Genomic DNA, 14,298 nt, shown 5'->3' with positions numbered 1-14,298 from the left:
GTATAATCTAAAACAATTATTATTTATGATAAAAATCATAAATAACAATTGTTTTTCTTGCTATTTTTGGCACATAAATCTAAAACAAAAATTATGAAAAGTAAATATGTAACGCTAGTGTCGGCATTATTGATATCAGTAGCTACTTTTGCTCAAAAAGATCAAATTAAAGCTGCTGAAAAAGCACTAAAAGGAGGAAATCCTCAAGAAGCGGTAACCATTTTATCGACAGCCGAATCTTCAATTGCTAATGCTGCCGAAGCAGAAAAAACCCAATATTTATTTGTAAAAGGGAATGCTTATTTGGAATTGGCCAACAAAAAAGTGGAAGAAGGTAAAAATTTATCATTGGCTGCCAAAGCTTACCAAGAATTATTGGCTGTTGAAAAAGCTTCAGGAAAAAATAAATATTCCATTTTGGCTCTCAACTCCATTATTACAATTAAAGGAAAATTGATAAACAGTGCTATTGAAGATACTAAAGCAAATAAAACAATTGACGGAGCCAACAAGTTGTATGACGCTTATTTATTGGATAAAAAAGACACTATAAACTTGTATTATGCAGCGTCCACTTATGTAAACGGGAAAGATTATAATACAGCTCTTAAATTGTATGAAGAGTTGAAAGTATTGAATTATTCGGGTAAAGGAACAAGCTATTTGGCGATTAATAAAATATCAGGTCAAGAAGATTTATTTAATACTGCCAAAGAGAGAGATGCTGCTTTGAAAATAACTCATGAAAAGCCAAAAAATGAAGCGATTCCTTCAAAAAGAGGTGAAATTTATAAAAATATTGCCCTGATTTTGGTTGATCAAGGGAAAATTGATGAAGCCAAAAAAGCAATTTCAGATGCCAGAAAAGCAAACCCTGAAGATATGTCATTAGCTTTGGCCGAAGCTAATCTATATTTGCAAACAAAAGATTTTGAAACGTATAAAAAAATAATTGCCGAAATTTTAGAGAAAAATCCAAACGATGCTGATTTGGTTTTTAACTTGGGTGTAATTAGTGCCAATGCAAAAAATGCTGTTGATGCAGAGAAATATTATAAAAGGGTTATGGAAATTAAACCTGATTATGTTAATGCTTATATCAATTTGGCGGCTTTGAAATTGGAAGACGAAAAGGCGATTATTGACGAAATGAATAAATTGGGGAATTCCGAGAAAGACATGAAACGTTATGCAGTCTTGAAAACAAAAAGAGAAAATTTGTTCAAGAGCACGATTCCTTATCTTCAAAAAGCACATGAGATTGACCCAAAAAATATCGATGTGGCAAAAACACTTTTAAATGTTTACAGTGCTTTGGAAATGCCGGAATACAAGGCTTTGAAAGCAAAAGTAAAAGAAATGGAAGCAGCAGCCAAAAAATAAAATTTGAAAGTCAAAAAGATTGAAAGTTAAAAAATCCCGATTTCACGATCGGGATTTTTTTATATAATTTTTTTGATAACTCGAAGTTTGTGCGTGTGTCTGTTGGTTTCGGAATTGTAAATTCCTAAATGATCCAAGCGGTCAATTCTAACTTTTCCGCTTGCGTGAATGATGTAATTATCGTCCATAATGATGCCCACGTGAATGATGTTGCCTTCCTCATTGTCGAAAAAAGCCAAATCACCCGGTTCGCATTCTTCAATAAAGCTCAAAGCTTCTCCTTGGGTGGCTTGTTGCGAAGCGTCTCTCAGCAATTTGTATCCATTCAGTTTATAAACCATTTGTGTAAAACCGGAGCAATCGATCCCGAAAGGAGTTTTGCCTCCCCAAAGATAAGGAGCATTGAGGTACATGAAAGCCGTGTTTAATAAGCAATTCTTGGGTTTGACACCGCTTATTTTGGTGCCTTCAAAGTTGAGATTTGAAGTATTGATGTCGGCATGATTCAAAAACGACAAAGACGAACCTATTGGAATGGGCAGCAACATATTATTAGACCCCGTGATATATTCCAGTAAATCTGCATTTAAAACAATGGCATCTTTTGACAACTGATTGTATTCGGATTCCGATATAATTTGGTATTGCTTTGAATCGACCCAACCTTCGTAATCGTCGTATTGCAATTTTATTTTTGACCATTGTTTCAATTGTTCCAGAATTTCAAAATGTTCGCCAAACAAAACTTGAGAAACGATTTCACTTTTGTCGCTGGGTTCAAACCGAAGAGGTATTATGGCTAGATTACAAATTCCGAACATTTAAGTCAATTTATGAGTTAAGAGTTATACGTTCCATAACTCATGATTTATAATTATTTAATTTTTTCAATTACAATTGCCGAAGCTCCACCACCGCCATTGCAAATTGCGGCCGCACCTATCTTTCCGTTGTTTTGTTCCAAAACATTCAATAAAGTGACAATGATTCTTGCACCGGAACATCCCAGTGGGTGACCCAAAGAAACTGCTCCACCATTTACGTTTACTTTGGAATTGTCTAATCCAAGGATTTTGGTATTGACCAACCCAACCACGGAAAAAGCTTCGTTGAGTTCGAAATAATCCACGTCATTTAGGGTCAGTCCCGCTTTTTTCAATGCTTTAGGAATTGCTTTTGAAGGAGTTGTGGTAAACCATTTGGGTTCTTGGGCAGCATCGGCATGGCTTTTTATGTAAGCCAGCGGTTTTAATCCCAGGGATAATGCTTTTTCTTCGCTCATTAATACAAGGGCTGCTGCGCCATCATTTATTGTGGAGGCATTGGCAGCCGTCACGGTTCCGTCTTTTGTAAAAACCGTATTCAATGAAGGGATTTTGTCCAATATTACATTTGTGTATTCTTCATCTTTCGATACTATTATTGGTTCTCCTTTTCTTTGGGGAACGGCAACGGGAACTATTTCATTGTCAAATTTTCCTTCTTTCCAAGCTTTTGCAGAACGCTCATACGATTGAATTGCGAAATCATCTTGCTCTTTGCGGGTAAATTTATGTTCGGCGGCACATAAGTCGGCACAAACGCCCATGGCATTGTTGTCGTAAGCGTCTGTCAGTCCATCTTTCTGCATTCCGTCAACCATGGCGGCAGGACCAAATTTATGACCATTTCTCAAATGTATGTAATGTGGAATCAAACTCATGTTTTCCATTCCTCCGGCAACGACAATTTCTGCATCGCCACATTGGATTGCTTGCGCGCCCAACATCACCGATTTCATTCCCGAAGCGCAAACTTTGTTGACCGTGGTACAAGCCACGGAATTTGGTAAACCCGCATAAATGGCGGCTTGTCTGGCAGGAGCTTGTCCTGTGCCGGCTTGAACTACATTGCCCATAAAAACTTCATCAACTAAATTGGCGTCAAGTTGTATTTTGTCCAACGCTCCTTTTATGGCAACTGCCCCCAATCTTGGAGCGGAAACGGTGGACAATCCTCCCATAAAACTTCCGATAGGAGTTCTGACAGCGGAAACGATGACTACTTTTTTGGACATGATGGGTTAGTATCTTTGTTTGAGATGCGAATTTAATCATTTTGGGTAAATACTAAATTACATTTTCGATATTATTATCTCGCCATTGCGGAATTTTCGAGTTATTATTTAATATTCTTTTATCAATATTCATTTGAAGAAAACACAAACCGTTTATTTGAAACAGGCTATACATTTGATTGTTAATGTTTTTGAAAGGGAGTAAAAAAAACATTAAAAAAAAGGAGCTAATAATTTGTGAAATATAGAATAGAACCCTACATTTGCAACCGCTTAAAAGGAATATAAGTTATTATTTATTGGAGAGTTGCCTGAGTGGCCGAAAGGACTTGTTTGCTAAACAAGCGTATGGGTAACTGTACCAAGGGTTCGAATCCCTTACTCTCCGCTTTTTTTGCACTCGGGGTGTAGCGTAGCTCGGTTATCGCGCCTGCTTTGGGAGCAGGAGGCCGCAGGTTCGAATCCTGCCACCCCGACTAATTAGTAAGTTTTCTTGTAATTAGTAAATTTAATGATTAATGGAGGCATAGCTCAGCTGGATAGAGCACCTGCCTTCTAAGCAGGCGGTCGAAGGTTCGAATCCTTCTGCCTTCACGGACAAACCCACTGATTTCAGTGGGTTTTTTTGTTTTACAACTTATCTTGTTTTGTAATAGCGGATCAATCGGGATCAATCCCAAAACCTGTGGAGTGATACCTTTTTCTTTATAACCTTCTTCTAGGCGCATTACTTTTATGAAGCACAATTTCGGAGTGTAGGAAGTCTGCGGCCTCTGCTGAATCTTTCACTTTGACGGCACTACGCTCTAGCATTTCTGATTCAAACTCAGATAGCACACTTTTTCTGATTCCTTCTTTTCTCCATTGGGATAAAGGCCTGCATCCTCTTGAGATTCCGCGAGCTAGTGCGAGTGCATCTAGCAGGGCTTGATTTGCTCCCTGTCCTTTGAATGGGCTCATTGGGTGAGCGGCATCTCCAATAAGAGTTGCTTGTCCTGATTTCTCCAACAATTCTGGTTTGAGTAATTCGCGATCATACACTGGATAGCCAGAAACCTGGGCTTCCAGGGTTGCCGATAAGATTTGAGGAATGGGGTCGTGCCATTGAGTTCTGCGACAAGCTTCTTCTTTGAGTGCTTGAGGTCCTTTGATACTTAGTGTTTTTGCATCTTCTTCTAACATTGGAAAACTAAGTTGCCACATTACCGAATCGGATGTGTATGGCATAATGTAGATTCGTTCATTGCCATTGGCAGTTTGAAATACAGTGGCCGAATCTAGCAAAGAATTGTTAGAATCTTCGAGAGCGCTTAAAGGACAAATACCTAATATTACAATACAACCCAAGTATCGTAAAGGGGTAATATCTTCTCCAATTAATAGTTTTCGTACTGAACTACGAATACCATCGGCTCCAACCACAAGATCTGCCTTGGCGGTCTTAATTTTGCCGTTGACTTGAAAGTGGAGTTCAACATCTTTACCTTGCTTAAAATCAATTAACTGGTGTCCCCACTGTACGGCATCATTTCCACCGAGTTGTTCCAATATTGCTAACCGTAAAGATTGTCGTGCAATATGTATATTTGAACGTTTCGAAGAAGTTTTCACATCTGGCTGAATCCACTTTCTGACTCCCCATTCACCTATCACTTTTCCATCTGTGGCATGAACTAGATGTCTTGTTGAAATCACTCCTTCATCCAATGAAACAATACCAAATCCTTCGATTGCTTTACTGGCTTGTTGCAAAGTGAGTCCGTAACCTTGAGATCGAGCATCGAAGTTATTGTCGCGTTCATAAAGAGTGAAAGGAATTCCGCGGTGTAAGCAGGCTACAGCTAATGCAATGCCTCCTATACCGCCACCAATAATAGCAATATGTGGGTAGTTTTCGTTATCTGCTGTAGGAGGATTAGTTGAAGGAATCAATCCAGATCCACTACATTTTGAACATAAATGTAAATGACCTTTAGGCAAAACAGGAGGTGTTCCTTCGCTGTTTGTTTTTTCAAATTGATCGAAGGCTAGCTGGTACAGGAGTCGCGATTTTTTGGTTAGTCCTCGGCTTTTTTTACCACGTCCCTTACATTCAAGACAAATAGTCCAGCTTGATGCTTCGTTTTCCACTTTTTTGACTTCTACTTTTTTCACTTGATTTTGATTTTCTCTAAAAGAAAACTAGTATATGGGATTGATGATGAATATAATACTGTAATTGGTGTGACTTTGTTGTTTTTTAATTAAACAGGATAAATTGATGTTTTTCTGCGTTTTCCACTGGTAGCGGCTGGGCAAAGTTAAGAATTTCTGACAATAGGATTGATAAGAATCCAATTGTCGATGGTTAATTGATTAGTTCCGTTTTTATAATTTAATTAAAAGTCTGATTGTTTTATTTTATCAGTTTTTGTATTGTCATTCTTGTTTTTGTTTTAAATACTCTGAAGGAGATATTTTGTAGCATTCTTTAAAGCAGGTACTAAAATATCCAGCACCATTAAATCCAACTTTATAAGCAATATTTGCAATATCGGTTTCACCTGCATCCAGAAATTGTTTGGCTCTTTTTAGGCGCATATCGCTGACAAATTCTACGGGAGTTATGTTGGCAAGGCTTTTGAATTTCCTGTTAAATGTTACCCTTGACATATTCAATGCGTTTGCAATAACATCGATGTTGAATTTTGGATTGGTTAAATCATTTTCTACTATAGTTATAATATCCTTTAAGAACTGTTGGTCTTTAGTTGTAATGACTATTTCGCTGGGTTCTAAAGCAATTGTTTTTGCATTCGTTTGTAATTGCTCAAAAATTTTCTTTCTATGCTTAATTAAATTTTCGATCGAAGCCATTAGAAAATCGGTATCGAAAGGTTTTGTAATATAATAATCAGCCCCATAATTCAACCCTTCAATTTTACTTTCCACTGATGATTTTGCAGTTAATAAAATTACCGGAATATGGCTGGTTTCTGTTGTGTTTTTAAGTACATCCAGTAACTCAATACCATCCATTTGTGGCATCATAATATCACTTAAAATTAAATCTGGAAGTTTATTCAAGGCTATTTCCAATCCTTCTTTTCCGTTTTCGGCTTCTAATATGCGGTAAAAGCGTTGCAGTTGACTTTTTAGAAACGCCCTTAATTCATGATTGTCTTCAACGATAAGAATCAGGGGAAAGTTGGGATTGTGATTATTTTGTGCTACTTGATTTTCTTCATTTAGTTTGTTAACAATAGGATGCTTTTTTAATTTATCTCCCTCTAAGTTTAACTTATAATTGTTGTTTTGAAAAATTTCGTTGTTTAAATCTATTTCTATAGAAACGGTAAGGCCTTTATAGTCATTATTTATGGCATAGATTTTACCCTGGTGCAACTGGACATATTCTTTACAAAGTGCCAGGCCAATTCCGGTTCCTACATTTTTATTTTTACCTGTATCCGTTTCATAATAAAGTTTAAATATATCCTGGAGTTTGTTTTCATCTACGCCAGGTCCTTGGTCTATAATATTAATCTTTAGAAAGTTATCATTTTCTATTTTCAGTTCAACTGTAATTATACTGTCGTTTGGAGAGAATTTAATGGCATTTGACAACAAATTATAGATTGTGATATCCATTTTCCCTTTGTCCAAGTTTAAGGCAAGGGTTTCAGAATTGGATTGTGTTTTAATTTTTATGTTTTTTTCATGGGCAGCCTGAGAAAACAACGCATTTATTTCGTTAATAAAAGACACCAATTCTATGGGTTCAATATGGAGTTCTTCATTTCCGCTTTGGACTTTTCTAAAATCAAGCAACTGATTGACAAATCGTACTAACCGGTTGGTGTTTTTTCGAACTGTTTCTATGTATTCGCTGCCTAAAGGACTTAATTTTTCGTATTTGGCAATTTCATTTATAGGGTTTACAATCAAGGTGAGGGGAGTCCTTAATTCATGGGAAATATTGGTGAAAAAGCTCAATTTTAACTCGGTCATTTTTTGTTCTACAACAACTTTGTTTCGCAGTTGAATCATGGAATACGCAATTCTCCTTGCTGTCTCCAGTAAAATAAAAATGAGAATTGCATATACAAAATAGGCTAGATTGGTTTTCCAAAACGGAGGAGTAATTGTAAAAGATAAATTCTTTTGAGGAATATTGGTATACAACTCCGTATTTATACATTTCACTTCGAACAAGTAATCTCCGGGTGGTAGATTTGTAAATGTTGCTTTTTTCTGGTTTTTTACCTGATGCCATGTGTCATCCAAGCCTTTTAATCGATAGGCATACAATTGTTTGTTGTTTGATCTGTAATCCAAGACCGTGTAATAAATGCTAATGGTATTATTCGTATAATCCAACTCGATGTCTTTGTTGTAATTTATATCCAACTTCAACGGAAATTCTGCAGACCTTACATTTGAATTTTTATTGTTAATTTCAAAACCGGTAAAAACCATTTTCGCAGCATTTTTTTGGTTTACTATTTTCTTTGGATTGAAAGTTAAGTAACCATTTCTACAGCCAAAAATCAAATTGCCATTTAATAGTTTTATAACTGCTGATTCAGAAAATCCAGTTTTAAGCAAACCATCGTATGAATCATAATTTTTAAAGGCATGATTAAGCAAATTAAATTTTGAAATTCCGTTTTCAGTGGCCAACCATAATTTTTTGTCATCATCTTCTATCATGCTCAGGATAAAATCACTAGGCAAGCCATTTTCTTTTGTGAAGTTTTTAAATTTTAAATGATTGTCTTTTGTTTCGATAGCCAGATTGAGTCCTCCTCCAGCTGTTGAAATCCACATTTTATCCTCTGAATCCTTATAGAGGAACAACACGTCATTACTGCCCAAGCTGAATTTGTCACTGGAAATCTTTTCATATCTTGAAAATTTTAATTTATCAGGATTGTAATTGTCGGGATTAAATATTACCAATCCATTTGTTGTTGCAACCCAGATTTGACCTTTATAGCCTTCTGCCAAATACCTTACCTTGTTGGACTCTATAACTGGGTAATTTTTGAATTGATGTATAAAATTAAATTCACCATAACTTTCTTCCAATAAATTGATTCCATTGTCATAGGTGCCTATCCAAATACGTCCTTTTCTGTCTTCTAGAATAGAGTAGATTTGGTTACTGCTTATACTTTTAGGATTGTTTTTATCAGCTTTAAATTGCTTTAAAACGTATTGTGAATGTTGGGCATTGACTGGAGTTGCTTTATACAAACCATTTCCTTTTGTACCTAACCAGACATTTCCTTTTGCATCTCCAATGATGGAGTATACATCACCAATTTCACCCGTTTTGTAATTTACAAACAGGTTTTTTAATTCTTGATTATTTTGGTACACTTTTAATTTTCCTGCTTTTGTTCCAAGCCACAATCTATTGTCTTTATCATTAAAAACAGCCCGAATTTCATTTTCAGATTTATTCTTGGTACCAGGGGTTAAAATGTACTGTTGAAAATTATCTTTTTGAAAGATTATTTTATTAATGCCTCTGTCGTTCGTGCTAATCCAAAGAATTCCCAAAGGGTCGAAATACGAACTGGAAACGATATTTGAAAATTTCTGATTTTCGTCTCCCGGTTTGTTGAAAAAGTAATCAAATGTATTGGTTTTTGAATTGTAATATCCAAAACCTCCACCTTTTAATTTTACCCAAACCCTATCAAAATTGTCTTCAAAAATACCAAAACTATGCCTTAGCTGTAAAAAAGTGGCGTCAGTTTGTTGGGTAAAAAATCTAACACTTTTTTCTTTTGGATTTACCATAAAAACCCCGTGCTTATCTGGTTCAATCCACAACAAGCCTTGTTTGTCCTGATAAATTTTGTAGAGCGGTGAATCAGAAATTTTAAGGCTTGATTCTATTTTTAAAGTGGTTGTATTAAAAATAATCAACTCGCCTGGAGAAGTGGTAATGAACAATAAATTTTCATTTTTCGATTTTATTATTGAGTTTATGTTTTTTTTGGTAATAGCTGTTTTCCAATATTTTTTTTGAATTTTATTGTAACAAATTAACACACCTTCTTCGGTCCCAAACCAGGCATTATCGTCTTGTATAAAGAAGCATTTTACATTGCTGTTTTTTAATATATTTTTGCTTTGATATTCCTGATTTTTAGATTTGGTAATATTGTCTAATCCCTTGTCAGAACCCACCCAAACAGAATTGTCACGGTCTTCAAATACAAAATTTATATTATTTGAAGTTATCGAAAAACTATTTTTCGAATTTTGTTTGAAATGACTGATTTTAATTTGACCATTAGTCTTTTTTTGTGTTAGAAAAACACCTTTACTAGTAGTTGTTAACCATACATTACCGTTGCTGGCAGGAATAATATCATCAAATTCAATTTTATTGGTTGCTAAAATGTTTGCAACAGAAAGAAATGATTCGGTACTTTTATCAAATCTATAAATCTGTCCATCATAGGCTCTAAGCCATATATATCCAGAAGCATCTTCCTTGATCAAGGCGATGCGATTATTGCTCAAACTACTATTGTCACCAGCGTTTGCTTTATAAGTAATGAAATTTTTTCCGTCAAACCTATTAATGCCATCCCATGTGGCGAACCACATAAAACCTTCTTTGTCTTTTATTATATATGCAATGGCGTCATGCGAAAGTCCATCCTCGGTAGAGTAATTTTCTATTTTGCATTTTATCTGTGCTGTTAATTCATTTGTGGAAGCAAAAAATAAAAGTGCAATTAAAAATTTAATCAATAGAAGTTTTTTCATTAACAATTCTGTTTTTTATTTTTTTATAAATATATAATAAACTGATCATATTTATTCCAAAAGTTTAATTATGCTCTCCAGATTTAATTTAGGATCTGGGGTTTAGCTACAATGTGGCTAATAGAATATTCTATATTTAATAATTGTGTTTTCTGTATTATAAACAGAGGTTTATTATTAATTGCTCGTAAAAATAAACCTTAAAAAATGGTTTTGTTAGTCGTAAGCCTGGTAAATGCGGATAACGATCAAAAATTAGAAGTAAATGACCAAAATTTGAAAGTTATTATTGTATTGTTAAAATACCTTTGGCGTAAGGAATAATTATTAAATGAATAAAAAAAAAGGCATTAAAAATATTGTATTGATAATTTATTTTAATCAGTTGTAAATATTAATTGAGTTTATGCCTGATGGATTCATCGATTCTATAATGGGGCTAAGTTTCATTAAGGGATATATGTTCTAAACCATAATATTTCAACAATATTAGAACAAGAATAATTTTAAGATTAACCAACAAACCAAATTAAATTTTTATGAAAAGAAAAACTACTTTTATTAGGAGGTGGGCTTTTATGGTCTTGAATCTCCTTTTTTTAGGCTTAAGCGGTCAATCGATTGCGCAAGTTGTAAACACAACCACAACAATCACTTGGCCCTTTAATCTGGGCACTGCGGGTCAGACCGCAACTTACTCTACAGGTACAAGTACTTATTTTAAGCCAGATTATGTGACTTTGGGTTCCAATTACTCTTTTCCTGGGACTAAAAACCCTGCCAACTCAATCACTGTGGCTGAGGATCCATCCCTGACAGGTCTTGTTTTTACGAGTATACTGTGTGGAACTACATCTACTTCGACCACAGCTCCAGAAAATTTGTTAACTTTTAATGTTACTCCTGTAACGGGATTAAGTTTTAAACCGACTTCTGTATCTTTTAAATGCCTTCGATATGGTACAGACGGGGGTAAAATTGATGTGCATTGGAAATCCAATGATGGAACCACTATTAAAGCAACGCTGCTAAGAGCCGCTATAGTACCAACAAGAGACAGTAAAGTGTCAACAGGCGTCTCTTCTGTAAATATTGATTTGACATCATTAAACATACCAGCTTCTACAAAGGAATGTACTTTACAACTGTATATTTATACTCTTGGTGCCACAAAAGCAGTAGGAATCTCTAATGTGATTGTTAATGGAGAGGTTACAGGTACTATTGGAGGGGTTACCACTTATGCCCTTACTACTTCCAATCAGCCTACGGCAGGTGGTAGCGTTAGTAATTTTCCTGTGGGAACTACACATGATGCGGGAACTTCCGTAACACTTACCGCTACCAGAAACTTTGGATATGCATTCTCGCGTTGGGAAGATGGAGCGGGACAACAGTTGTCGACAGCCAATCCCTATACCTTTACATTAAATAGTAATGTAGATATTAAAGCTGTCTATACTCCTATCAATACCTATGCACTAAACTTGACACAGTCAGCCGGAAATAGTTATATGGTTGTTCCAACCCCTTCTGGAACTATGGTTGGCGGACAAAGAATGTATGAAGATGGTACAAATGTTTTAATTAAAGCAAATAACAATTCAATCTTTAATTTCTCTAACTGGGGAACTGGCGAAACCAGTTCTGAACTAACCGTGAAAATGGATCAGGCGAGAACTGTAAATGCGGTTTACAGCACTATTGATTATGTGGTAGGTTGGGATTTTTACAAAGCAGGAGGTTCAGGGCGTGTAGCCGACTTTGCTTCAAAAACAGACAATGCCGCTGCTGCATTGGTACTACGAAAAGCAGATGGAACAGCTGCTGGATGGTTAGATAAATCAATGGTCGCCAATGGGGGGAGCTCTGGGAGAGGAGCCGCTATAAATTGGAAACCGATTGGGGATCTTTACTATTATCAAATCAGTTTTAATGCCTCCGATTTTGTCAATATGAGCGTGAAAGCAGGAATGTTGTATTCTTATATAGCCCACTCTGTGCAAAAGATGGAGTACTCTTTGGATGGAATCAATTTTACAACTCTTGGAACCTATACTTTAAGCAGTGCTCAAGCATGGTTTGACCAAACGTTCCCGTTGCCGGCTGATGCCAATAATAAACCAATAGTATATGTTCGTTGGATTCCAGACTATACATCGGCAAAAGTAGGAGTAGGAACGGATTTGACATCTAATGATGGTACTTCTCTTTCGGAAATTTATGTGTTTGGTTCAGAAGCGATTGTCAATGACGGAATTGCTCCCGTATTGACCAGTTCAGTTCCAGCAAATGCAGCAATTGGAGCTTCTTCTAGCGGTAAAATTGTGCTTAATTTTGATGAGAAAGTTCAAATAGCCGCAGGTACCACGGCTACATTGGGAAGCAAAACCTTAATTCCTGAAGTTTCCGGAAAAACAATCAGTTTTCCTTACACAGCACTAGATTATAATACCAATTATGCTTTTACGCTTGCAGGAGGTAAAGTGTCTGATTTATCGGGAAATACAGCAACAGCGCCTATTACTTTTAGTTTTACAACATTGAATAAGCCAACAGTAACTAAAAAAAGATACGATTTTATTGTGGGTGTCGACGGCGATTTTGCAGCAGCAAAAGCAGCAGCTATAGCAGCATCAGCAAGCGGAAATAGATTTATTATCTTTTTGCCTAATGGAAATTATAACTTGGGTCTTTTGACTGGTGATGCAAAAAAAGAAACGAGGTTTACAATTCCTAATTTATCTCTTATTGGGCAAAGCATGGATAAAACAATCCTTTTTAATGAGCCTATATTAGCAGATGAAGGGTTTGAAGTTTCAACGATTAATTTATCAGAAACTGCCAATAATGTTTATATGCAAGATTTGTCTCTAATGAATAAATTAAGTTATCGCACAGGTTCTTATATTGGTCGTGGTCTTGCTCTTGAAAATGTTGGAAATAAAAATATTTTGAAAAATGTGGCCTTGTTGGGGAATCAAGATACCTTTTATACGGCTGGTCAAAAGATTTATCTTGAAAACAGCGAAATTCATGGAACTGTAGATTTTATATACGGAAGTAGTGATGCGTTTTTCAAGGAATGTTTACTTTATTTAGAAGACAGAACCAACAATGTAATTACTGCAGGATCATCTCCTACTACCGGTTGGGGCTTTGTCTTTAGCGATTGTACCATTGATGGATTTGATATTAACAAAGGAGGATATAGTCTAGGTCGTCCATGGAACAATGCTCCAAAGGTGGTTTATATCAATACTAAAATGAATATTTTGCCAAAAGCTGAAGGATGGTCGGCATGGAATACTTTGCCAGCAGTTTATGCAGAATACAATAGCGTGAATGCTACAGGCGGCATTGTCGATTTATCGAATAGAAAGACTAATTATACTAATGGAACAGGTGGTTCAGTAACTCTTAATCCTGTACTTACAGCGACAGAAGCAGCTAATTATACCGTTGAAAATGTTTTAGGTGGTGACGGATGGCAGCCAAAACTTTATACAGATCAAATCACGGCTCCTACCGTGACAAGTAATGGAACAGCATTAACGTGGGCTGACAATAATTATGTTTTAGGTTGGGCAGTTTTTAAGGATGATGTTTTTGTTAATTTTGTGACTACCAATAGTTATAATTTTACTGCAACGGGATCCTATAAAGTCAGAGCTGCCAATTCCATGGGAGGTTTGGGGCTAGATTCCAATCAAGTTGTCGTGACGACTTTAGGTGTTGCCGAACATCAGTCGCTGGACGTTAAAGTATATCCAAACCCAGTGGTAAACAACCAATTCTTTGTGTCAGTTCCTGCAACAGTTGAAAATGCCACAATGGAATTATTTGGATTGGATGGCAAACAGTTGATGAAAAGAGAGGTTAGAAATGCTGTTGAAGAGGTAAATGTGTCTGGAATGACTCCAGGTGTTTATTTATTGAAAATTAATTCAGATAATGGAACTCAAGTAGTGAAGATAGTTAAATAAACTGTCATTCTTTTTTGGATCTCCAAGAGATTTAAAATCTTGGAGATTTTTTATTCAAAAAAACTATTAACTAACCAAACCAAATATCATGAATTTTTTAAA

Annotated in this window: 6 protein-coding genes and 3 tRNA genes; 5 read left to right on the top strand and 4 right to left on the bottom strand. The window is 35.8% G+C overall.

The window, feature by feature from the left end; all coding sequences use genetic code 11:
* Positions 1–93: 93 nt before the first annotated feature.
* Entirely contained in the window at positions 94–1,383 is a 1,290-nt protein-coding gene (locus BUC16_RS12520; protein WP_073371021.1) for a tetratricopeptide repeat protein, read from the top strand.
* Between the two features lie 59 nt (positions 1,384–1,442).
* Here the strand turns inward: BUC16_RS12520 and BUC16_RS12515 are convergent, their stop codons facing one another.
* Both BUC16_RS12515 and BUC16_RS12510 read right to left on the bottom strand, forming a co-directional pair.
* Positions 1,443–2,204: a C40 family peptidase gene (locus BUC16_RS12515; protein WP_073371019.1), complete on the bottom strand. Its 762-nt coding sequence runs from the start codon at positions 2,202–2,204 to the stop codon at positions 1,443–1,445.
* Between the two features lie 53 nt (positions 2,205–2,257).
* Positions 2,258–3,439, bottom strand: a complete 1,182-nt coding sequence (locus tag BUC16_RS12510) for an acetyl-CoA C-acyltransferase (protein WP_073371018.1) — start codon at positions 3,437–3,439, stop codon at positions 2,258–2,260.
* A gap of 301 nt (positions 3,440–3,740) precedes the next feature.
* On the opposite strand from BUC16_RS12510, the gene BUC16_RS12505 reads away from it, so the two are divergent.
* The 3 genes from BUC16_RS12505 to BUC16_RS12495 all read left to right on the top strand — a co-directional run bounded on the left by BUC16_RS12505 (position 3,741) and on the right by BUC16_RS12495 (position 4,033).
* Positions 3,741–3,827, top strand: a tRNA-Ser gene (locus BUC16_RS12505).
* Positions 3,828–3,840: 13 nt separating this feature from the next.
* Positions 3,841–3,915 (top strand) — tRNA-Pro (locus BUC16_RS12500).
* Positions 3,916–3,959: 44 nt separating this feature from the next.
* Positions 3,960–4,033: transfer RNA gene (locus BUC16_RS12495), tRNA-Arg, on the top strand.
* A 111-nt stretch (positions 4,034–4,144) separates the two neighbouring features.
* Here BUC16_RS12495 and BUC16_RS12490 read toward each other — a convergent pair.
* Both BUC16_RS12490 and BUC16_RS12485 read right to left on the bottom strand, forming a co-directional pair.
* Complete coding sequence (locus BUC16_RS12490; protein WP_073371016.1) at positions 4,145–5,593, bottom strand: FAD-dependent oxidoreductase; 1,449 nt, start codon at positions 5,591–5,593, stop codon at positions 4,145–4,147.
* 264 nt (positions 5,594–5,857) lie between these two features.
* Positions 5,858–10,210, bottom strand: coding sequence for a hybrid sensor histidine kinase/response regulator transcription factor (locus BUC16_RS12485; RefSeq protein ID WP_073371015.1), 4,353 nt, complete (start codon positions 10,208–10,210; stop codon positions 5,858–5,860).
* Positions 10,211–10,749: 539 nt separating this feature from the next.
* On the opposite strand from BUC16_RS12485, the gene BUC16_RS12480 reads away from it, so the two are divergent.
* Complete coding sequence (locus tag BUC16_RS12480; protein WP_073371013.1) at positions 10,750–14,196, top strand: pectinesterase family protein; 3,447 nt, start codon at positions 10,750–10,752, stop codon at positions 14,194–14,196.
* Positions 14,197–14,298 lie beyond the last annotated feature (102 nt).

Origin of the sequence: Flavobacterium fluvii (assembly GCF_900129545.1) — a bacterium.
In the GTDB taxonomy this organism is placed as follows: domain Bacteria; phylum Bacteroidota; class Bacteroidia; order Flavobacteriales; family Flavobacteriaceae; genus Flavobacterium; species Flavobacterium fluvii.
Note: the sequence above shows the minus strand (reverse complement) of the source record. Positions and strands in the feature narration are given on the sequence as shown.

Bases quoted from the DNA above. Each gene is read 5' to 3' on its own strand.
- BUC16_RS12515 (WP_073371019.1), bottom strand. From the start codon at position 2,204: ATGTTCGGAATTTGTAATCTAGCCATAATACCTCTTCGGTTTGAACCC.
- BUC16_RS12510 (WP_073371018.1), bottom strand. From the start codon at position 3,439: ATGTCCAAAAAAGTAGTCATCGTTTCCGCTGTCAGAACTCCTATCGGA.
- BUC16_RS12480 (WP_073371013.1), top strand. From the start codon at position 10,750: ATGAAAAGAAAAACTACTTTTATTAGGAGGTGGGCTTTTATGGTCTTG.
- BUC16_RS12485 (WP_073371015.1), bottom strand. From the start codon at position 10,210: ATGAAAAAACTTCTATTGATTAAATTTTTAATTGCACTTTTATTTTTT.
- BUC16_RS12520 (WP_073371021.1), top strand. From the start codon at position 94: ATGAAAAGTAAATATGTAACGCTAGTGTCGGCATTATTGATATCAGTA.